Origin of the sequence: Kitasatospora sp. NPDC048715, assembly GCF_043198905.1 — a bacterium.
GTDB classification, from domain to species: domain Bacteria; phylum Actinomycetota; class Actinomycetes; order Streptomycetales; family Streptomycetaceae; genus Kitasatospora; species Kitasatospora lactacystinica.
The window spans coordinates 369,843-389,093 of the sequence record NZ_JBICVH010000008.1; the positions used below are offsets into that span (position 1 = coordinate 369,843).

Below are 19,251 nucleotides of genomic sequence, written 5' to 3' on the forward strand. Positions count from 1 at the left end.
CGCAGCAGGCGGCACGGGGTCCGGATCGTCCGGCCGGGCGACGGAGTCGGTAGGCTGACCCCCGTCCCCGCCGCCCGACGGCCCGTTATCCGGCCGCGAGCGGTGCCGCAGCAAGGAGGAACCACTGAGCATGGCAGGCACCGAATCGGAGCCCACAGGCGCACGCGACGCCTCGCTGCCGGCCCGCGCGAAGATCGCGGTGACCGCCGGGCGGGTCGCCGCCGCCGTGTCGCGCAAGGCCGGACGCGGGAGCGGCTCGGTGATCGGCGGCAAGGTCGCCCTCAGGCTCGACCCCGACCTGCTCGCCACCCTCGCCGACCACCTCGATGTCGTCCTGGTCAGCGCGACCAACGGCAAGACCACCACGACCCGCCTGATCGCCGAGGCGCTGCGCGCCGCCGGCCCGGTGGTCTCCAACGCCCTGGGCGCCAACATGCCCGCCGGCATCACCTCCGCCCTGGCCGGCGGCACGGACGCCCGCTTCGGCGTGATCGAGGTCGACGAGAAGTACCTGGCGATGGTCGCCCGCGACACCCGCCCCAAGGCGATCGCCCTGCTCAACCTCTCCCGCGACCAGCTCGACCGCGCCGCCGAGACCCGGATGATGGCCGAGAAGTGGCGTGAGGGCCTCCAGAACACCGAGGCCGTGGTCATCGCCAACGCCGACGACCCGCTGGTGACCTGGGCCGCCTCCTCCTGCAAGAAGGTGGTCTGGGTGGCCGCCGGACAGGCCTGGAAGGAGGACGCCTGGTCGTGCCCCGCCTGCGGCGGCGTGATGCAGCGCCCCGGCGACGACTGGTTCTGCCAGGACTGCGGCTTCCGCCGGCCCAACCCGCACTGGGCGCTCCAGGGCACCCACGTGATCGACCCGCAGCGCGGCGCCTGGCCGATCCAGCTCCAGCTGCCCGGCCGGGCCAACCTGGCCAACGCCACCAGCTCGGCCGCCGTCGCCGCCGTCTTCGGCGTCGCCCCGCAGGTCGCCCTGGAGCGGATGCGCTCGGTGGCCGCCGTGGCCGGCCGCTACGACGTGGTCCAGTACCAGGGCCGGGACATCCGCCTGCTGCTGGCCAAGAACCCGGCCGGCTGGCTGGAGACCTTCTCGCTGATCGACGGCCCGCCCGCCCCGGTGATCCTCTCCGTCAACGCCCTCGACGCCGACGGCACCGACACCTCCTGGCTGTGGGACGTCGACTACGAGCGCCTCGCCGGGCACCCGGTCTTCGTGATGGGCCAGCGCAAGCTGGACCTGGCCGTCCGCCTGGAGGTCGCCGGACTCCAGTTCCACGTGGTCGACACCCTGGAGCAGGCCGTCCGGATGGCCCCGCCCGGCCGGATCGAGGCCATCGCCAACTACACCGCCTTCCAGCAGCTGCGGAAGGTCGTGGCCGGCTGATGCCGCGCCCGCACACCAGTCTTTACGTGACGGAAGGCCTTCGAGGATGAGTGAGAGCAGCCTGCGCGTGGTCTGGGTCTACCCGGACCTGCTCAGCACCTACGGCGACCGGGGCAACGCCCTGGTCGTGGAGCGCCGGGCCCGCCAGCGCCACCTCAACGTGACCCGGATCGACGTCCGCTCCGACCAGGCGATCCCCACCAGCGGTGACATCTACCTGATCGGCGGCGGCGAGGACCGCCCGCAGCGCCTGGCCGCCGAGCGGCTGCGCGCCGACAGCGGCCTGGTGCGGGCCGCCGAGAACGGCGCGATCATCTTCGGCGTCTGCGCCGGCTTCCAGATCATGGGCCACGAGTTCATCAACGACCTCGGCGAGCGCGAGCCGGGCCTGGGCCTGCTCGACGTCTGGACCGCCCGCGGCGAGGGCGAGCGCTGCGTCGGCGACGTGCTCGCCGACGTCGACCCCCGGCTCGGTCTGCCGCAGCTGACCGGCTTCGAGAACCACCAGGGCGTCACGCATCTCGGCCAGGGCGTGCAGCCCTTCGCCACCGTCTCCGTCGGCCGGGGCAACGGCACCGGGGACGGCACCGAGGGCGCCTGGCGGGACACCGTGTTCGGCACCTACCTGCACGGCCCGGTGCTGGCCCGCAACCCCGCCGTGGCCGACATGCTGCTCAAGCTGGCGCTGGACGTCAACGCCCTGCCGCCGGCCGACACCACCTGGTACGACGCGCTGCGCGCCGAGCGCATCGCGGCCGCGACGCGCCCCCAGTAGTACGTCCGGTACGCCCCGGCCGGGTGCCCGCCATGCGGTCACCCGGTCCGCGGGTGGCCCCGGAAGTACCACAATGGGGCTGCCTACTGCACACCCTCCTCGGCAGCAGGCTGCAATTCCGCGCGGGGGCGCCGACGGCGCCGCTCCCGCGTCGGCTCCTGCCCGGCCGGACCAGGGGCCGTATGCTCGACTTCACGGCCGTTTTCGGGCGTTCTGTCCGGATCGGCCGGTCCTTCACCCCACGGCCACCTCCCCGCCATCGCGGCGTGGGAGCGCCCCGTTACGGTGACGGCTCGTCGTCCCAGCCTGTAGTCCGGCCGTTCCTCGGTTCTGCTCGGGAGTTGCAAAGCTAATGCGTATTGGAGTGCTGACCAGCGGCGGTGACTGCCCCGGCCTGAACGCGGTGATCCGCTCCGTGGTCCACCGGGGGGTGGTCGACCACGGCGACGAGATCATCGGGTTCGAGGACGGGTGGCGCGGATTCCTGGAGGGCCACCACCGCCCCCTGACCCTGGATTCGGTGAGCGGCATCCTGGCCCAGGGCGGCACCATCCTCGGTTCGTCCCGGGTCCAGCCGAGCCACCTGCGGGACGGCGTCGAGCGGGCCAAGCGGTACTGCTCCGACCTCGGCCTCGACGCGGTCATCCCGATCGGCGGCGAGGGCACCCTCAAGGCCGCCAAGCTGATGAGCGACGCGGGCCTGCCGATCGTCGGGGTGCCGAAGACCATCGACAACGACATCGCCGCCACCGACGTGACCTTCGGCTTCGACACCGCCGTCTCGGTGGCCACCGAGGCGCTGGACCGGCTGAAGACCACCGCCGAGTCCCACCAGCGGGTCATGGTCGTCGAGGTCATGGGCCGGCACACCGGCTGGATCGCGCTGAACGCGGGCATGGCGGCCGGCGCCCACGCCATCGTCGTCCCGGAACGCCCGTTCCACATCGACAAGCTCACCGATGTCGTCCGCGAGCGCTTCGACCGCCAGAAGAAGTTCGCCATCGTGGTCTGCGCCGAAGGCGCCAAGCCCGAGCCCGGCACCATGCACTGGGAGGAGGGCACCAAGGACATCTACGGCCACGAGCGGTTCACCGGCATCGCCACCCAGCTCTCCCGCGAACTGGAGCACCGCCTCGGCAAGGAGGCCCGCCCGGTGATCCTCGGCCACACCCAGCGCGGCGGCACCCCGACCGCCTACGACCGGGTGCTCGCCACCCGCTTCGGCTGGCACGCCGTCGAGGCCGTCCACAAGGGCGCCTTCGGGCACATCACCGCGCTGCAGGGCACCAACATCAACCTGGTGCCGCTGGCCGAGGCGGTCGCCGAACTGAAGACCGTGCCGCAGGACCGCTACCTGGAGGCCGAGACGGTCATCTGACCGCCCTCCGCCCCTCCCGAGGCCCCCGGACCGCGCCGTCCGGGGGCCTCGGCGCGTCCCGGGGACGGGCCGCCGCATCCGGCGGGCGTCCGCGGGCCCCGGCCGTTAGCGTGTCCGGCATGGAGATCCTCGCGTACGGAGTACAGGCCGACGAGCGGCCGCTGCTGGAGCAGGCCTTCGCCGGCCGGCACGGGCTGCGCTGCCTGGACGTGTTCCTCAACCGCGACACGGCCCCGCTCGCCGCCGGCTACCCCGCCGTCAGCAGCAGCGTCAACGACGTCCTCGACGCCGGTACCCTCGCCATCCTCGCCGCCGGCGGAACGAAGCTGATCGCCCAGCGCTCCACCGGCTTCAACAACATCGACCTCGACGCCGCCGCCGAACTCGGCCTCACCGTCGCCCGGGTCTCCCACTACAGCCCGTACTCAGTTGCCGAACACGCCTGGGCCCTCGCCCTCGCCGTCAACCGCCGCCTCACCCGCGCCGCCAACCGCTCCCGCGAGTTCGACTTCCGGCTCGACGGCCTGCTCGGCCGGGACATCCACGGCATGACGGTCGGCGTCATCGGCACCGGCAAGATCGGCGAATGCTTCGCCCGCATCGCCGCCGGCTTCGGCACCGAACTCCTCGGCTGGGACATCGCCCCCAACCCCGCCTGCCTCGACCTCGGCATGCACTACACCGAACTGCCCGAACTCCTCACCCGCGCCGACCTGGTGAGCCTCCACGTACCCCTGCTCCCGGCCACCCACCACCTGATCGACGGCGCCGCCCTCGCCCGGATGAAGGACGACGCCATCCTGATCAACTCCAGCCGCGGCGGCCTCGTCGACAGCGCCGCCCTCGTCGAGACCCTGCGCGCCGGACGCCTCTCCGGCGTCGGCCTCGACGTCTACGAGGAGGAGACCGGCGTCTTCTTCACCGACCGCTCCATCGAGGGCATCACCGACGACACCCTCGCCCGCCTCGTCACCTTCCCCCAGGTCCTCGTCACCAGCCACCAGGCCTACTTCACCCGCACCGCCGTCGGCCAGATCATCGACGCCACCGCCCGCAACATCGACGACCACGCCGCCGGCCGCACCAACGAGAACACCCTCGTCCCCAGGAAGTAGCCCACCGGAATCCGGAACGCGAGCTCCTCGGTCCGCAGTCGTACTCTCGTGCCCGCCGCGGGTGGTGACCCGTGTCACGGGAACCGGTGTCGCCGCTCGGACAAGGCATGACGTGAACCATCCACACTCCCGGCTCCGGGCCGGGAACCCCGAAGCGTTCCGCGACCTCTTCCGGGACCACGCCTCGTTGGTGTACCGCCACGCCGTGCGCGTGACCGGAAGCTGGGCACTCGCCGAGGACGTGGTCTCGCTGACCTTCCTCGAAGCCTGGCGCCTGCGCGGGAAACTCCGCGACGAGGGCGACAGTCCACGCCCCTGGCTCATGGGCATCGCCGTCAACGTGCTGCGCAACACGACGCGCGCCGCCCGCCGCCACGGCGCGGCCATGGCCCGCATGCCCGCGGCCGATCCGGTCCCCGACTTCGCCGACGAACTCGTCGGCCGCATGGCCGACTCCGAGCAACTCGCGGCCGCCCACAAGGCCTTGGGGCGCCTGCGGCGCTCGGAACGCGAGGTCTTCGCCCTCTGCGTCTGGTCCGGGCTCGGCTACGCGGAAGCGGCAGCCACCCTCGGCGTACCCGTCGGCACCGTACGCTCGCGCCTCTCCCGCGCCCGCACCCGACTGCGCGGACTCGCGGCCGAGGAACTGCGCGCCGCGAAGAAGAACACGGAACCGCTCCCGATCCCCGGACAAGTACAGGACAGCCGCAGCACTGCGGCCCGGCCGCACAAGGAGACGCACCGATGATCCGCAACTCGCGGCGGCGCACCGAACCGCTCGACCACGCGGAACTGGCCCGTCTGCTGCCGGCGCCGGCCGATCCCCAACTGGCGGCCAGCCGCCAGGACCTGCTCGAGGAGCACTTGATGAGCGAGATCCACCGGCCCGACCACGCCCCCGCGGCGTCCCCGGTACGGCGCCCGCTGCGCCGCACCGTCCTCTTCGCGGCGCCCGTCGCCGCGGCCGCGGCCCTGGCCGTGGTCGTCTCCCTGAGCAACTCGGCCGGCACCATTGCCTCCCCGAAGCCGGTCAAGGCCCCCGTCGTACAGATCGAGGAGGGGAGCACCGTCCAGCTCGCCTCGACGGTCCACGCGATCGCCGCCGCCGCGACGGCGCGCACCACGCCCCAGCCCGGGCCGGGCCAGTACATCTACATCAAGAGCCAGGTCTCCTTCATGGCCACCCGTCACAACGCGGACACCGGGGAGTCCGTCACCTGGGTCCAGCCGCTGCACGACCGCGAGGTGTGGAAGTCCCCCGACGGCACCAAGGGTTGGCTGGACGAGCCGGGCTACCAGGACAAGGGCGGCATCACGCTGGACACCAACGAGCCCCGCAAGCAGCTGTCCTACACGTGGCTGGCGGCCCAACCCGCCGACCCCGACGCGTTCCTGAAGTCCGTCTACTCGACGGTGAGCGGCACCCGGGACCACGACCAGCAGGCGTTCAACGAGATCGGCTCCATCATCCGCGAGCAGCTCGTCCCGTCCGGCCTCGCCGCCTCGCTCTACGAGGCCGCCGGCAAGATCCCGGGCGTCGTCGTGGTCGAGCACGCGCAGGACGCCTCCGGCCGCGACGGCATCGCGTTGGCGCGACTCGACCCCCAGACCGGCGAGCGATCGGAGTGGATCTTCGACCGGGACAGCCACCAGTACCTCGGCAGCCGTGGCGTGCAGGTCCGGGAGGTCAACGGCGTCAAGCCCGGCACCGTCGTGGAGCGCACGACCATCCTCACCCGGGCCGTCGTCGACGCGAAGAACCAGCGTCCCGGCGCCGGCCAGGCCACGGCCTGACGGTGCCACGCCGGGCGGGGCTGCCTACGCCCCTGTCGGTCAGGACCCGCTCAGGCCGAGCGCCTCGCGGTACCAGCCGGCGGCCTCCGGGAGGCGGGCCAGCGGGCCGGGGCCGGGCGGGCAGGCGGCGAGCCGCCAGATCCGTTCGCTGCGGTACCAGTGGTCGCGGGCGATCAGGCCGAACTGCCGCTCGGAGACCCGGCCGGGGGCGGCGGCCAGCAGCCGGCGGCACTCCTCCCACGGGACGGCCGGGCCGTCCGGGGCGGGCAGCAGGCCGAGGGCGGCCAGGGCGGCGATCAGGTCGCCGCCGCGGACCGGCCCGGGGTGCGAGGCGTGGTGGACGCCCGGCGGGGCGGCGTGCTCTTCCAGGGCGAGCGCGGTGATCAGCCGGGCCAGGTCGGTGCGGTCCACCAGGGAGAGCCGGGCGCTGCCGCCCTCCCAGCGGACCGGCACCCGGCGGACCAGCTCGGCCAGCGCGGGCACCACCCAGCGGTCGCCGGTGCCGGTCACCAGCCCGGGGCGCAGCACGTACCCGCCGGCCGCGAGCGCGTGGCGCTCGCCGAGCAGCCGGGTGCGGCTGGCCTCGGACACCGGGGCGGGCGGCACCTCGTCCACCTCGACGTCCGTGTGCGGGCCCTCGCCGTAGACCGCCGCCGTGGAGAGGTGGACGATCCGCCGCACCCCGGCGCGGGTGGCGGCCGCCATCAGGGCGGCGGTGCCCCGGTCGTTCACCGCCTCGCACTCCTCGGCGCCGCCGTCGACCCGGGAGGCGAGGTGCACCAGGGCCCCGGCGCCCGTGCAGAGCTCCGTGAGCGCGGCCGGGTCGGCGAGGTCGCCCGGTACCCAGGCGGTGCCGGGAGCGGCGTCCTGGGGCGGTGTGCGGGCCAGTGCCCGCACCGGGACGCCGCGCGCCGTGAGGGCCGCCAGCACGGCGGAGCCGATGAAGCCGGTCGCCCCGGTCAGTGCGACCGCGGGGCGCGCCGCGGATCCGTGTTCCGTCGCCATCTCCGAGCCTCCCTGCCGACCGGCCGGTCAGTCTAGCCAGCGGGCGCCCCCGTGGGGAGGCACCCGTACGGAGGGGGTGGGGGGATGGCCCGAGGTAAGGCCCACCTAGGCTGTAGACCAAGCAAAACGGGCGAACCGGACCCCCAGCGGGGACCACGAGGACGGAAAGCGGGACCCGCCGATGGGCGACGGAATGTCAGGCATGCACCACCACGGCGGGATGACCCGACTAGGCCCGTTCACCTTGTCCAACGTCTGGACCTGGTCGCCGGACTGGGTGTTCCTGCTCGGCGGCCTGGTCCTCCTGGGGCTGTACGCGGCGGGCGTGGTGCGGCTGTACCGGCGCGGCGACCGCTGGCCGATCGGCCGGATGGCGGGCTGGGCGATGGGTGTCGCCAGCCTGCTGCTGGTCACCTGCACCGGACTGAACGACTACGGCATGGTGCTGTTCAGCGCGCACATGATCCAGCACATGGTGCTCTCCATGCTGACGCCGATCCTGCTGCTGCTCGGCGCCCCGATCACGCTGGCGCTGCGGGCGCTGCGCCCGACCGGCAAGGGCCGTCCACGCGGGCCGCGCGAGCTGCTGGTGGCGCTGCTGCACAGCCGGTACGTCCGGATCGTCTCGCACCCGGCGTTCACCATCCCGATGTTCATCGCGAGCCTGTACGGGGTCTACTTCACCCCGTTGTTCGACTTCCTGATGCAGTACCGCCTCGGGCACATCTTCATGATGGTGCACTTCCTGCTCACCGGTCTGGCCTTCTTCTGGCCGATCATGGGCGTGGACCCGGGCCCGCACCGCCCCGGCCACGTAATGCGGATCATCGAGCTGTTCATGGGGATGCCGTTCCACGCCTTCTTCGGCGTGGCGGTGATGATGGCCGCCCACCCGCTGGTCACCACCTTCACCGTGGAGGGCGCGCCACCGGGGACGAACCTGCTGGAGGACCAGAAGCTGGCCGGCGGCATCACCTGGGCGTTCGGCGAGATCCCGACCGCGATCGTGCTGATCGCGCTGGTCTACCAGTGGATGGGCTCCGAGCAGCGGCAGGCCCGCCGCCGCGACCGCTCCGAGGAGCGCACCGGCGATGCCGAGCTGGAGGCGTACAACGCCTACCTGGCCTCCTTGCACAAGCGTGACCGGCGCCCGGGCACGGCCCCGGCCGCCCCGGTCACCGGCGCCGCCCCGGCGGCCGACGTCGGCTGAGCCCGCCGCCCGCCGCGGAACCCCTGTTCCCGGGAGCCCCCGTTCCGCCTCCGGAACGGGGGTTCCGCCGTTTCCGGGCGCCCGCGCAGCAGGGGCCCACGAGAGGCCGGAACGGCCGCGGGACAGGGGTTCCGCCGGGCCCCGGAACGGTCGTTCCGCCGCGGGCGTTCGAACGGATATGCACGTCCTGCTGTTCGTCGCCGTCCTGCTCTGCGGGTCCGCCCTGCTCTGGCCGCTCGGCTTCCTCGGCGTGGCGCTGTACCAGCGCCGTCGGCCCGCGCCGGCCGGCTCCGACTACCTGGTGGTCCTGGGCGCCGCGCTGGACGGCTGCGAGCCCGCTCCCCCGCTGGCGGCCCGGCTGGACGCCGCGCTGGAACGTTTCGCCGCCGAGGAGGCCGCCGGGTACGCCCCACTGGTCCTGGTGACCGGCGGGAAGGGCCCGCACGAGGAGTGCACCGAGGCCGCCGCGATGGCCCGCTACCTGACCGCCCGGGGCGTCCCGGCCGAGCGGATCCGACGCGAGGAGCGGGCCGTGAACACCGCCGAGAACCTGCGGTTCAGCGCCGCCCTGATGGCCGCCGAGCGCCCCGGCTACCGCTGCACGGTGGTCACCAACGGCTTCCACACCGTCCGCTCCGCGCTGGCCGCCCGCCGGGCGGGCGCCACCGCCGCCGTGCTCGGCGCGGACGGCCCGCTGGCCCACGGCCCGTACCTCCTGCTGCGCGAGGCCGTCGGCACCGCCCTCGCCCTGCTCGGCCGGGCGTGAACAGCGGTCCGGGCGTGAACACCGAACCGGCGATCCGGACGTGAACGCCGAGAGGCCCCGGGTCCGATGCGGACCCGGGGCCTCTCGTCAGCTCAGCTCGGCCGGGTTCAGCCGAGGTTGGCGAGCGCCTCGTTGAAGGTCTTGGACGGGCGCATCACGGCCGCGGCCTTGGCCGCGTCCGGCTGGTAGTAGCCGCCGAGGTCGACCGGCGAGCCCTGGACGGCGATCAGCTCGTCCACGATGGCCGACTCCTGCTCGGTCAGCGTCGCGGCCAGGCCGGCGAAGGCCTCGGCCAGCTCGGCGTCGGCGGTCTGCCCGGCCAGCTCCTGGGCCCAGTACATGGCCAGGTAGAAGTGGCTGCCGCGGTTGTCGATGCCACCGAGGCGGCGGCTCGGCGACTTGTCCTCGTTGAGGAAGGTGCCGGTGGCGCGGTCCAGGGTGTCGGCCAGCACCTGGGCGCGGGCGTTGTCGGTGGTGGTGGCCAGGTGCTCGAAGCTGGCGGCCAGCGCGAAGAACTCGCCCAGGCTGTCCCAGCGCAGGTAGTTCTCCTTGACCAGCTGCTGGACGTGCTTCGGGGCGGAGCCGCCGGCGCCGGTCTCGAAGAGGCCGCCGCCCGCCATCAGCGGGACGACCGACAGCATCTTGGCGCTGGTGCCCAGCTCCAGGATCGGGAACAGGTCGGTCAGGTAGTCGCGCAGCACGTTGCCGGTCACCGAGATGGTGTCCTCGCCGCGGCGGATGCGCTCCAGCGAGAACGTGGTGGCCTCGACCGGGGACTTGATCTCGATCTGCAGGCCGGTGGTGTCGTGCTCCGGCAGGTACTGCTTGACCTTCTCGATCAGCACCGCGTCGTGGGCGCGGTTCTCGTCCAGCCAGAACACCGCCGGGACGCCGGTGGCGCGGGCGCGGGTGACGGCCAGCTTGACCCAGTCCTGGATCGGCAGGTCCTTGGTCTGGCAGGCGCGGAAGATGTCGCCCGGCTGGACGGCCTGCTCCAGCACCACGTTGCCCTCGGCGTCGACGAGGCGGACGGTGCCCGCGGCGGCGATCTCGAAGGTCTTGTCGTGCGAGCCGTACTCCTCGGCCTTCTGGGCCATCAGGCCGACGTTCGGCACCGAGCCGATGGTCGCCGGGTCCAGGGCGCCGTGGGCGCGGCAGTCGTCGAGGACGGCCTGGTACACGCCGGAGTAGCTGCTGTCCGGCAGCACGGCGAGGGTGTCGGCCTCCTTGCCGTCCGGGCCCCACATGTGGCCGGAGGTGCGGATCATGGCCGGCATCGAGGCGTCGACGATGACGTCGCTCGGCACGTGCAGGTTGGTGATGCCCTTGTCGGAGTCGACCATGGCCAGGGCCGGGCCCTCGGCCAGCTCGGCCTCGAAGGAGGCCTTGATCTCGGCGCCCAGGTGCGGCACGTTGTCGAGGCCGGCCAGGATGCCGCCGAGGCCGTTGTTCGGGTTCAGACCGGCGGCGACCAGCACCTCGCCGTACTTGGCGAAGGTCTTCGGGAAGAAGGCGCGGACCACGTGGCCGAAGATGATCGGGTCGGAGACCTTCATCATGGTGGCCTTGAGGTGCACCGAGAACAGCACGCCCTCGGCCTTGGCGCGGGCGACCTGCGCGGCCAGGAACTCGTTCAGGGCGGCGGCCCGCATCACCGAGGCGTCGACGACCTCGCCGGCCAGCACCGGCACCTTCTCGCGCAGCACGGTGGTGGCGCCGTCCTCGCCCAGCAGCTCGATGCGCAGCGCACCGTCGGCGGCGATCACGGCGGACTTCTCGGTGGACCGGAAGTCGTTCTCACCCATGGTGGCGACGTTGGTCTTCGAGTCGGCCGTCCAGGCACCCATGCGGTGCGGGTGGGTCTTGGCGTAGTTCTTGACCGACTGCGGGGCGCGGCGGTCCGAGTTGCCCTCGCGCAGGACCGGGTTGACGGCGCTGCCCTTGACCTTGTCGTAGCGGGCGCGGACGTCCTTGTCCTCGTCGGTCTGCGGGTCGTCCGGGTAGTCCGGCAGGGCGTAGCCCTGGGCCTGCAGCTCGGCGACGGCGGCCTTGAGCTGCGGCACCGAGGCCGAGATGTTCGGCAGCTTGATGATGTTGGCGCTCGGGGTCTTGGCCAGCTCACCCAGCTCGGCCAGCGCGTCGCCGATCCGCTGCGCCTCGGTCAGACGCTCCGGGAAGCTCGCGATGATCCGCCCGGCCAGGGAGATGTCGCGGGTCTCCACGCGCACACCCGCGGTCGAGGCGTAGGCCTGGACCACCGGCAGGAACGAGTAGGTCGCCAGGGCCGGAGCCTCGTCGGTGTGCGTATAGATGATGGTCGAGTCAGTCATCGGTACTCCGCTTCACGTCTCCAACGTCTTGACGTCAAGATATCTCGTCACGGGCCTCCGGCTCCACCTCCCCCCGTTTCCGGTCGCGTTCCGGTCGCGTTCCGGTCCCGCACGGGTCCGGTCGGCGGGCGCCGCGGCGCTCGCGGCGGGGCGCTCCGGCAGCCGTGAGCGGGGCTCGGCGCAGGACTCGACGCAGGGCGCGGCGCAGGACGTGCCGGGGGCCGAACTCCACGGTGGTCCGGGTCGGCACGCACGGCAAGCGGAGCGCTCGACCGGTGGTTTGGTCCACTCGGGTGAGTCGGACGTCAGGAGTGCGTCAACGCACGACCCCATTCGGTCAACGGAGCGTCAGGACCGGCGCTCCCCGGGCCGGGCCGCCCTAGCGTCGAGGCAGTAGTTCCGGCAGGCACCACCACCCCACTCGGGAGCATCCGCATGGCCCGCGTCGTCTGGCACGTTCCGGTCACCGCCTCCGGCACCGGAAGCACCACCGCACTCCGCCTGTTCCGCCTGCGCGACGGCCGCCGCTGCGCGGTCGGATTCTCCAGCCCCGAGGCCCTCGTCGCCCTCCTCGGGCCCGACCAGGCCCACGCCGAACTCGGCGAGCCCGCCCTCCGTGACCTCACCGCCCCGCTCGGGATCGACACCCTGGTGCTGGACCCGCGGCTGGTCGCCCCCGCCGTCACCGCCCCGCCCGTCACCGCCCCGCCCGCCGCGCCGCTCACCCCGGCCCCGACCCCGACCGCCCCGACCCCGGCCCCGGCCACGGCCGCCCGGCTCCAGCGCCGGTGACCGCCCCGCTCCGACTGGTCCCGGACGGTCCGGATCCGGCGGTACGGGCCCAGCCGGCCCGCTCCCTGCACGCGATCGTCCGGATCAGCCACGGCCCCGTCCCGCTCGACTTCGACCGCCTCGCGGCGGAGTTCCCGGCCGTCCAGAGCGGCCTGGCCCTGGTCGGCGAGGCCGACCTCGAACTGCGCCTCGCCTGTACCGGCCCCGAGGAGTTACGGACGATCGCCGCCGCCCTGCACCGCGCGGGCGCCGCCAAGGTGCACATCGACCTCGTCCTGCGCGCCCTCACCCCGGCACCGGTCACCCTGCGCCCGGTGCCGTAGCGGTGCCGTGAGCGGCCCCGGTCCGGGCCGCCGGCCCGGTGCCCCGCTCCCCCGCCCGGGGGGCGGGGCGCCGGAGTGCGCTCACTCCTCCCCGGGCCGCGGATCCGGGTTGATCGCCTGGCCGTCGATGGGCTGGCCCCAGCCGTCCTCACCGGCCGCGTCGACGCAGTAGCCGCTGCCCTCGACGTGCCCGCCCGCGCTCCGGCACTGGTCCGCGGTGACGTCCCGGCGCCCGGTCGCCGCCGCCGGACCGGCGGCGGCGACCACGGCCCCGGCGGCGGTGGTGAGCAGGAGGACGGAGGCGGTCGCGGCGGCCACCCGGGCCGGGAGTGAGCTGTTCATGCGGACCACGACAGCACGCCGCCGGGCCCCCGGCGACCACAGGGCGCCCGCCCGGGTGGCCGCCCGCCCCGGCCACTCCCGCCCCGGCTACTCCCGCGCCAGCACGGCGATGGCCGCGAGCAGCAGCGCGGAGCCCGCCAGCAGGCCCACCGTCAGCGGCTCGCCGAGGAACAGCACGCCGATCACCGCCGCGGTCGCGGGCTCCAGCAGGACCAGCACCGCGGCCGTGGTGCTGGGCACGGTGGTCAGGCCGGTGAAGTACCAGCGGTAGGCGAACAGGGTGGGCACCGTGCCGAGGAAGAGCAGCGCGGGCACGGTCACCACCGGGTCGCCACCGGTCGGCAGGAGGCCGTGGAGGCCCTGGACGGCCGCGAGCGGGAGCAGGCAGAGCAGGCCGGTGGTGAAGGCGCCGGTGCCGGCCCGGGCCGAGCCGCCGCTGCGGGCCCAGAGGGTGAGGCCGCTCTGGCCGGCGCCCGCGAGGACGGCCAGCGCGACCCCGAGGGCCGGGCGCGGGCCCGCCGCCGGGGCGGCCACCAGGAGGGCGAGGCCGGCCAGGGCCAACGCCACCGCGGCCGCCGCCCGACGGGTCAGCCGCTCGCCGAGCAGCAGGTGGGCGCCGAGGCTGGTGAACACCGGCCCGGCGCCGATGGTGATCAGGGTGCCCAGTCCGAGGCCCGCCCAGCGCACCGAGCCGAAGTAGGCGCACTGGCTGACCGCGAGGCCGAGCCCGGTAAGCGCCGCGGCGCGCCACCGGGCGGCGCCCCGGTCGGCGCGGGGCCCGCGGCTCGGCAGCAGGGCCAGGCAGAGCGCGGCGACGCCGAAGCGCCAGCAGGAGACGCCCACCGGGCCGAGCCCGCCGGTGCGCATCAGCAGCGCGGACACGGCGCCGCCCACGCCCCAGGCGACGGCGGCGGCGGAAATGGACAGGAGGCCGTGCCGGAAGGGCACGGCGGTGTACGAGGGGGTCATGCGTCGGTACTCCACGATGAGGTGCCGGTTCGGGTCCGCTGGGAACGCGGGCGGCAGTCATCGCCCCGGCCGCAGGCAGGTCCCGTCGGGCCGGAGTGGGTGGAGTGGGCCGCCCGCTAGCGGGCCGGCGGGGGGAGGATCACAAGACGCACGGGGCCACCCTACGCCGCCCGGCCGCGGTGTTCGCGATCTTTTCCTCGCCCACGAACGGGACGTACGGTCGACCGGGCCGGGGGCTCCCGGTGGAACGCCCCACTCGACGAAGGAGCGGTACACGATGGACCAGCTGACGTACGACGAGGTCGAGGCCGCCGGGAAGCGGATCGCCGGGCGGGTGCGCCCGGTGGCGGTGGCGCCGGGGGACGACGGCGGGCGGACCTGGCTGGCCCTGGAGTTCCTCCAGCACACCGGCAGCTTCAAGGCCCGCGGCGCGCAGAACTTCCTGCTCGCGCACGCCGAGGCGGGCACCCTCCCGGACAGCGGGGTCACCATCGCCTCGGGCGGCAACGCCGGACTGGCCTGCGCCTGGGCGGCCCGTGAACTCGGCGTCCGGGCAACGGTGTTCCTGCCCGAGACGGCCTCCCCGGTGAAGCTGGCGCGGCTGCGCTCGTACGGCGCCGAGGTGCGGTTGGCGGGCCGGGAGTACGCGGATGCGCTGAGCGCCTGCGAGGAGTTCGCGGCCGGCAGCGGGGCGCTGTCCTCGCACGCGTACGACCACCCGCTGATCGCCGCCGGCGCCGGGACGGTGCTGGCGGAGATGCGCGCCGGGGTGCCCGAGCTGGACACCGTGGTGGTGTCGGTCGGTGGCGGCGGGCTGTTCGCCGGGGTGGCGGTGGCGGCCCGTGAGCACGGCGTCCGGGTGCTCGCCGTGGAGCCGTCGGGCAGCCGCGCGCTGAACGCCGCGCTGGAGGCGGGCCGCCCGGTGGACGTCCCGGTGGACTCCGTCGCCCAGGACGCGCTCGGGGCCCGCCGCGCCACCGTCCTCGCCGTGGACGCGGCCGCGCACGCGGGCGTCCGCTCGGTGCTGGTCGACGACGAGGCCATCGTGCGCGCCCGTCGGCAGCTCTGGGAGGACCGCCGGATCGCCGTCGAGTACGCGGCCGCCACGGCGCTCGCCGCCGCCGGCCTGGCCGAGGGCGAGCGGGTCGCCGTCCTGCTCTGCGGCGCCAACACCGACCCGTCCGATCTGGTGGATTAGCACCGCACCGCTGTACGGAGACCACTATTCCCATCATCGAAAGGACCGTCTATCATGCCGCCCCACTCGGCACTGATCGAATTCCGAGTGGGTCGATCGAATACGTAAGAGATCGGAGACAATGACGCCCCCTACCTGCAGGGATGTCCAGAAAAGAATGTAAACATTCAGTAATGAAATCTGTGCAGGGGGCCCTGAAAAGTCCTAGTGTGTGGCAACTCTCATCGCTCCGCCCACCCCGGAGCCCCCACCCACAGAGAGATCGTTCATGGCTTCCCTCAACCAGATCTCGCCGCCCGACCAGGGCACCGAATCCTCCTCCGGGACTCCCCACCGCTCACTGCGCCGCCACGTCGGGCTCATCGGCCTCATGTGGGCCTCGGTCGGCTCGATCATCGGCTCCGGCTGGCTGTTCGGCGCGAAGGAGGGCGTGATGGCGGCCGGACCGGCCGCCGTCCTTTCCTGGGGCATCGGCACGGTCGCGATCGTGCTGCTCGCGCTCGTGCACGCCGAGCTCGGCAGCATGTTCCCGGTCTCGGGCGGCACCGCGCGGTACCCGCACTACGCCTTCGGCGGCCTGGCCGGCATGTCCTTCGGCTGGTTCTCCTGGCTGCAGGCGGCCACCGTCGCGCCGATCGAGGTCGAGGCGATGATCGGCTACGCCCGGCACTGGTCCTGGGCGGGCGGCCTGCTCAACGACAACAACACCCTCACCGCCAGCGGCTTCGCCGTCTCCACCGTGCTCATGGCGGTGTTCGTCGCGGTGAACTTCCTCGGGGTGCGCGTCCTGGCCCGCACCAACAACATCGCCACCTGGCTGAAGATCTTCGTCCCGCTGCTCACCATCTTCGTGCTGGCCGCGACCAACTTCCACGGCTCCAACTTCACCTCGCACGGCTTCGCGCCGTTCGGCGCCCAGGGCGTGCTGGCGGCGATCAGCACCAGCGGCATCATCTTCGCCCTGCTCGGCTTCGAGCAGGCCATCCAGCTCGCCGGTGAGAGCCGCAACCCCAAGCGCGACATCCCCCGCGCCGTGCTCGGCTCGGTCGCCATCGGCAGCCTGATCTACACCCTGCTCCAGGTCGTCTTCATCGGCGCGCTGCCCGTCAGCTCCTTCGCCAACGGCTGGGACAAGCTCGACTTCCCCGGCATCGACGGCCCCTTCGCGGGCCTCGCCACCGTGGTCGGCCTCGGCTGGCTGGCGTGGGTGCTCTACATGGACGCCGTGATCTCCCCCGGCGGCAGCGGCCTGATCTACACCACCTCGACCTCGCGCATCTCCTACGGCCTGAGCCGCAACGGCTACGCCCCGCAGAGGTTCGAGGAGCTCGACAAGAACGGCGTGCCGTGGTTCGGCCTGGTCATCGCCTTCGTCACCGGCGTGATCTGCTTCCTGCCGTTCCCGAGCTGGCAGGAGCTGGTCGGCTTCATCACCTCCGCCAGCGTGCTGATGTACGCCGGCGCCCCGCTGGCCTTCGGCGCGATGCGCCGCCGCCTGCCCGCGCACGAGCGCCCCTACCGGCTGCCGGCGGGCGAGCTGATCTCCCCGGCCGCGTTCGTGGTCTCCAGCCTGATCATCTACTGGTCCGGCTGGCACACCCTCTCGCGCCTGGGCATCGCGATCGTGCTCGGCTACGTCCTGCTCGGCAGCTACGCCGCGTACGCGATCAAGAAGGGCCTGCCGAACGCGCCCCGGCTGAGCTGGAAGTCCGCCCAGTGGCTGCCGCCCTACCTGGTCGGCCTCGGCCTGATCTCCTGGCAGGGCAGCTTCGGGGACGGCACCGGCAACATCCCGATGTGGGCCGACATGGCCCTGGTGGCGGTGTTCTCCCTGGTCATCTACTACTGGGCGATCCGGGTGGCGCTGCCGACCGAGGCGATCGAACAGGAGATCGCCGACGTCGAGGTGGTCGACGAGGGCGGCCACTGACCGCCGACGACCGACAGGAAGGGCCCGCCGGCCGTGCGACCGGCGGGCCCTTCCGCGTCCTCAGAGGCTCAGCACGGTCCGCAGCGCCGTGGTGAGCTCGGCCTCCGCGTCCTGCGCCGGGCCGGGCGAGCGCCAGGCGACGAAGCCGTCCGGGCGGACCAGCACCGCTCCCCCCGGGCCGATGCCGTGCAGCGCGGCGAAGTCCGCCCCCGGCTCCGGCGCCAGGTCGTCCTCGGCGCCGTCGCCGATCCGGAAGCCGTCCAGCGGAACGGCCAGCCGGTCGGCCGCCCGCCTGCCGCCCGCCTGCCAGGCCCCGCCCTCGGGACCGGTGAGCAGCACCATCGCCTGCTCGTACAGGTCCAGCGTGGAGAGCTTCACGCCCGCGCGCCGCAGCCACTGGTGCGGGGCCCGGCTGCCCGGTTCGCCCGCCGACTCGAACTGCTCGGGGACCACCGGCCCGGACCGGTCCGCGCCGATCACCGCGCCCACCGGGTAGCGGTAGCCGAGCGCCACCGCCAGCACCCCGGCCTGCCGGCCCACACCCGGCGCCACCGCGTAACCCGGGTGGCTGTGCTCGGCGGACCGGGCCGAGGCCCGCTCGCCGGTCACCCGGGCCACCGGGAGGCGCTCCTGCCCGTACGTCTCCAGCAGCCGCGGCCCCGCCCAGCCGCACAGCACCGCGGCGACCTTCCAGGCCAGGTTGTGGGCGTCCTGGATGCCGGTGTTGGAACCGAACGCCCCGGTCGGGGACATCTCGTGGGCGGAGTCCCCGGCGAGGAAGACCCGCCCGGCGCCGTACCGCTCGGCCACCCGCTCGGCGGCGTGCCAGGGAGCCCGGCCGGTGACCTCGACGTCCAGCTCCGGCAGGCCGACGGCGGTGCGGATGTGCCGCTCGCAGCGCTCGTCGGTGAAGGCCTCCAGCGGCTCGCCGTGCTCGGGGTGCCAGGGCGCGTGGAAGACCCACTCCTCCTGGTTGTCCACCGGCAGCAGCGCGCCGTCCGCCTCCGGGTTGGTCAGGTAGCAGGCGATGAAGTGCCGGTCGCCGACCACCTCGGCCAGCCGCTTGGCCCGGAAGGTGATGCTGACGTTGTGGAACAGCTCGCCCTTGCCGGACCGGCCGATGCCCAGGCTCTCCCGGACCGGGCTGCGCGGACCGTCCGCGGCGATCAGGAAGTCCGAGCGCACCACCCGCTCCTCGCCGCTCTCCCGGCTGCGCAGCACCGAGGTGACGCCGTCCGCGTCCTGCTCGAAGGAGATCAGCTCGGTGCCGAACCGCAGGGCGCCGCCCAGCTCGCGGGCCGCCCGCCGCAGCACCGGCTCCAGGTCGTTCTGGCTGCACAGGCACCAGGAGCTGGGGCTGAACCGGGCCAGCCGGCCGCCCGGGTCGATCTCCCGGAACAGCCACTCCTGCTCGGCCCCGGTCAGCGAGGGCGCCTGGAGGATGCCGTGGTTGGGGGCCAGGATCGAGGCCGCCTCGCGGATCGCCGGCTCGATCCCGGCCACCCGGAACAGCTCCATGGTCCGCACGTTGTTGCCGCGCCCCCGCGGGTGGTGCGAGGTGTCGGCATGCTTCTCGACCAGCAGGTGCCGGACCCCGAGCCTGCCGAGGAAGAGTGAGGCCGACAGCCCGACCAGCGAGCCGCCCACGATCAGGACCGGCACCCGGTCGTCAATCTTCGGATTCATCGATTGCTCCGCCCTGTCAGGGGATTCCGCGGCCCGGCCACCGGGCCCGGCGCCGCCCTCGGCGGGCCCGCTCAGCCGGGGCCCCGCTCTTCCATCCCCCGCCGGAGGCGGCCCGTGCCGCCCCTTCGCCCGGATGGCCCGCAAATCTCGCGCCGCGCCCGGTGCGCCGCCCACGATCGACCTCAGGCCTGGCGCCGACTCGCCCGGCCGAACCCCCGTCGCACCGCCCTCCCAGGCCGGGGAGC

17 protein-coding genes are annotated in these 19,251 nt (G+C 73.6%); 12 read left to right on the forward strand and 5 right to left on the reverse strand.

The annotated features are described in order from the left end of the window. Positions 1-130: 130 nt before the first annotated feature. From ACGFSC_RS17610 to ACGFSC_RS17635, 6 genes are all read left to right on the forward strand, one after another. A complete protein-coding gene (locus tag ACGFSC_RS17610) occupies positions 131-1,393 on the forward strand; it encodes a MurT ligase domain-containing protein (RefSeq protein ID WP_359898457.1) in 1,263 nt (420 codons plus the stop codon). A 46-nt stretch (positions 1,394-1,439) separates the two neighbouring features. Beyond that, positions 1,440-2,168, forward strand: a complete 729-nt coding sequence (locus ACGFSC_RS17615; RefSeq protein ID WP_359898456.1) for a glutamine amidotransferase — start codon at positions 1,440-1,442, stop codon at positions 2,166-2,168. Positions 2,169-2,520: 352 nt separating this feature from the next. Beyond that, the gene (locus ACGFSC_RS17620) at positions 2,521-3,546 is read left to right on the forward strand and encodes a 6-phosphofructokinase (protein WP_359898455.1); all 1,026 of its coding nucleotides are present in this window, start codon (positions 2,521-2,523) and stop codon (positions 3,544-3,546) included. A 119-nt stretch (positions 3,547-3,665) separates the two neighbouring features. Next, a complete protein-coding gene (locus tag ACGFSC_RS17625; RefSeq protein WP_359898454.1) occupies positions 3,666-4,661 on the forward strand; it encodes a 2-hydroxyacid dehydrogenase in 996 nt (331 codons plus the stop codon). Positions 4,662-4,773: 112 nt separating this feature from the next. Continuing rightward, positions 4,774-5,409: an RNA polymerase sigma factor gene (locus ACGFSC_RS17630; RefSeq protein ID WP_359898453.1), complete on the forward strand. Its 636-nt coding sequence runs from the start codon at positions 4,774-4,776 to the stop codon at positions 5,407-5,409. After that, the gene (locus ACGFSC_RS17635; protein ID WP_359898452.1) at positions 5,406-6,455 is read left to right on the forward strand and encodes a CU044_5270 family protein; all 1,050 of its coding nucleotides are present in this window, start codon (positions 5,406-5,408) and stop codon (positions 6,453-6,455) included. Before ACGFSC_RS17630 ends, ACGFSC_RS17635 begins: the two co-directional genes overlap by 4 nt. 39 nt (positions 6,456-6,494) lie before the next feature. Here ACGFSC_RS17635 and ACGFSC_RS17640 read toward each other — a convergent pair whose 3' ends face one another. Beyond that, positions 6,495-7,460, reverse strand: a complete 966-nt coding sequence (locus ACGFSC_RS17640; RefSeq protein ID WP_359898451.1) for an NAD(P)-dependent oxidoreductase — start codon at positions 7,458-7,460, stop codon at positions 6,495-6,497. A 202-nt stretch (positions 7,461-7,662) separates the two neighbouring features. Between ACGFSC_RS17640 and ACGFSC_RS17645 the strand changes: the two genes are divergently transcribed. Together ACGFSC_RS17645 and ACGFSC_RS17650 are read left to right on the forward strand one after the other, a co-directional pair. Continuing rightward, complete coding sequence (locus ACGFSC_RS17645; protein ID WP_359898450.1) at positions 7,663-8,670, forward strand: cytochrome c oxidase assembly protein; 1,008 nt, start codon at positions 7,663-7,665, stop codon at positions 8,668-8,670. Positions 8,671-8,848: 178 nt separating this feature from the next. Beyond that, positions 8,849-9,436, forward strand: a complete 588-nt coding sequence (locus tag ACGFSC_RS17650; RefSeq protein ID WP_359898449.1) for a YdcF family protein — start codon at positions 8,849-8,851, stop codon at positions 9,434-9,436. Between the two features lie 107 nt (positions 9,437-9,543). Here ACGFSC_RS17650 and ACGFSC_RS17655 read toward each other — a convergent pair whose 3' ends face one another. Then, on the reverse strand, positions 9,544-11,766 hold the full coding sequence (locus ACGFSC_RS17655; RefSeq protein WP_359898448.1) for an NADP-dependent isocitrate dehydrogenase: 2,223 nt from the start codon (positions 11,764-11,766) through the stop codon (positions 9,544-9,546). A 435-nt stretch (positions 11,767-12,201) separates the two neighbouring features. On the opposite strand from ACGFSC_RS17655, the gene ACGFSC_RS17660 reads away from it, so the two are divergent. Both ACGFSC_RS17660 and ACGFSC_RS17665 read left to right on the forward strand, forming a co-directional pair. Further along, positions 12,202-12,558: an SAV_915 family protein gene (locus ACGFSC_RS17660; protein ID WP_359898447.1), complete on the forward strand. Its 357-nt coding sequence runs from the start codon at positions 12,202-12,204 to the stop codon at positions 12,556-12,558. Beyond that, positions 12,555-12,881, forward strand: coding sequence for a hypothetical protein (locus ACGFSC_RS17665; RefSeq protein WP_359898446.1), 327 nt, complete (start codon positions 12,555-12,557; stop codon positions 12,879-12,881). Before ACGFSC_RS17660 ends, ACGFSC_RS17665 begins: the two co-directional genes overlap by 4 nt. Before the next feature lie 81 nt (positions 12,882-12,962). Here the strand turns inward: ACGFSC_RS17665 and ACGFSC_RS17670 are convergent, their stop codons facing one another. Next, the gene (locus ACGFSC_RS17670; protein WP_387688066.1) at positions 12,963-13,223 is read right to left on the reverse strand and encodes a hypothetical protein; all 261 of its coding nucleotides are present in this window, start codon (positions 13,221-13,223) and stop codon (positions 12,963-12,965) included. Between the two features lie 87 nt (positions 13,224-13,310). Then, positions 13,311-14,192 carry a DMT family transporter gene (locus ACGFSC_RS17675; RefSeq protein WP_359912311.1) on the reverse strand — a complete coding sequence of 294 codons (882 nt, stop codon included), beginning with the start codon at positions 14,190-14,192 and terminating at the stop codon, positions 13,311-13,313. A 277-nt stretch (positions 14,193-14,469) separates the two neighbouring features. On the opposite strand from ACGFSC_RS17675, the gene ACGFSC_RS17680 reads away from it, so the two are divergent. Together ACGFSC_RS17680 and ACGFSC_RS17685 are read left to right on the forward strand one after the other, a co-directional pair. Next, positions 14,470-15,390 (forward strand): serine/threonine dehydratase, encoded by a 921-nt coding sequence (locus tag ACGFSC_RS17680; protein ID WP_359912314.1) that lies wholly within the window; start codon positions 14,470-14,472, stop codon positions 15,388-15,390. A gap of 268 nt (positions 15,391-15,658) precedes the next feature. Further along, entirely contained in the window at positions 15,659-17,320 is a 1,662-nt protein-coding gene (locus ACGFSC_RS17685; protein WP_359912317.1) for an APC family permease, read from the forward strand. 60 nt (positions 17,321-17,380) lie between these two features. Here the strand turns inward: ACGFSC_RS17685 and ACGFSC_RS17690 are convergent, their stop codons facing one another. Then, on the reverse strand, positions 17,381-19,006 hold the full coding sequence (locus tag ACGFSC_RS17690) for an FAD-dependent monooxygenase (protein WP_359912319.1): 1,626 nt from the start codon (positions 19,004-19,006) through the stop codon (positions 17,381-17,383). Between the last annotated feature and the right edge of the window lie 245 nt (positions 19,007-19,251).

What these genes read in the sequence shown, in the direction of transcription:
- ACGFSC_RS17615 (WP_359898456.1), top strand. Translation starts at nt 1,440, where the DNA reads ATGAGTGAGAGCAGCCTGCGCGTGGTCTGGGTCTACCCGGACCTGCTC.
- ACGFSC_RS17625 (WP_359898454.1), top strand. Translation starts at nt 3,666, where the DNA reads ATGGAGATCCTCGCGTACGGAGTACAGGCCGACGAGCGGCCGCTGCTG.
- ACGFSC_RS17610 (WP_359898457.1), top strand. Translation starts at nt 131, where the DNA reads ATGGCAGGCACCGAATCGGAGCCCACAGGCGCACGCGACGCCTCGCTG.
- ACGFSC_RS17660 (WP_359898447.1), top strand. Translation starts at nt 12,202, where the DNA reads ATGGCCCGCGTCGTCTGGCACGTTCCGGTCACCGCCTCCGGCACCGGA.
- ACGFSC_RS17645 (WP_359898450.1), top strand. Translation starts at nt 7,663, where the DNA reads ATGCACCACCACGGCGGGATGACCCGACTAGGCCCGTTCACCTTGTCC.
- ACGFSC_RS17635 (WP_359898452.1), top strand. Translation starts at nt 5,406, where the DNA reads ATGATCCGCAACTCGCGGCGGCGCACCGAACCGCTCGACCACGCGGAA.
- ACGFSC_RS17640 (WP_359898451.1), bottom strand. Translation starts at nt 7,460, where the DNA reads ATGGCGACGGAACACGGATCCGCGGCGCGCCCCGCGGTCGCACTGACC.
- ACGFSC_RS17670 (WP_387688066.1), bottom strand. Translation starts at nt 13,223, where the DNA reads ATGAACAGCTCACTCCCGGCCCGGGTGGCCGCCGCGACCGCCTCCGTC.
- ACGFSC_RS17685 (WP_359912317.1), top strand. Translation starts at nt 15,659, where the DNA reads ATGGCTTCCCTCAACCAGATCTCGCCGCCCGACCAGGGCACCGAATCC.
- ACGFSC_RS17650 (WP_359898449.1), top strand. Translation starts at nt 8,849, where the DNA reads ATGCACGTCCTGCTGTTCGTCGCCGTCCTGCTCTGCGGGTCCGCCCTG.
- ACGFSC_RS17620 (WP_359898455.1), top strand. Translation starts at nt 2,521, where the DNA reads ATGCGTATTGGAGTGCTGACCAGCGGCGGTGACTGCCCCGGCCTGAAC.
- ACGFSC_RS17690 (WP_359912319.1), bottom strand. Translation starts at nt 19,006, where the DNA reads ATGAATCCGAAGATTGACGACCGGGTGCCGGTCCTGATCGTGGGCGGC.
- ACGFSC_RS17675 (WP_359912311.1), bottom strand. Translation starts at nt 14,192, where the DNA reads ATGACCCCCTCGTACACCGCCGTGCCCTTCCGGCACGGCCTCCTGTCC.
- ACGFSC_RS17655 (WP_359898448.1), bottom strand. Translation starts at nt 11,766, where the DNA reads ATGACTGACTCGACCATCATCTATACGCACACCGACGAGGCTCCGGCC.
- ACGFSC_RS17680 (WP_359912314.1), top strand. Translation starts at nt 14,470, where the DNA reads ATGGACCAGCTGACGTACGACGAGGTCGAGGCCGCCGGGAAGCGGATC.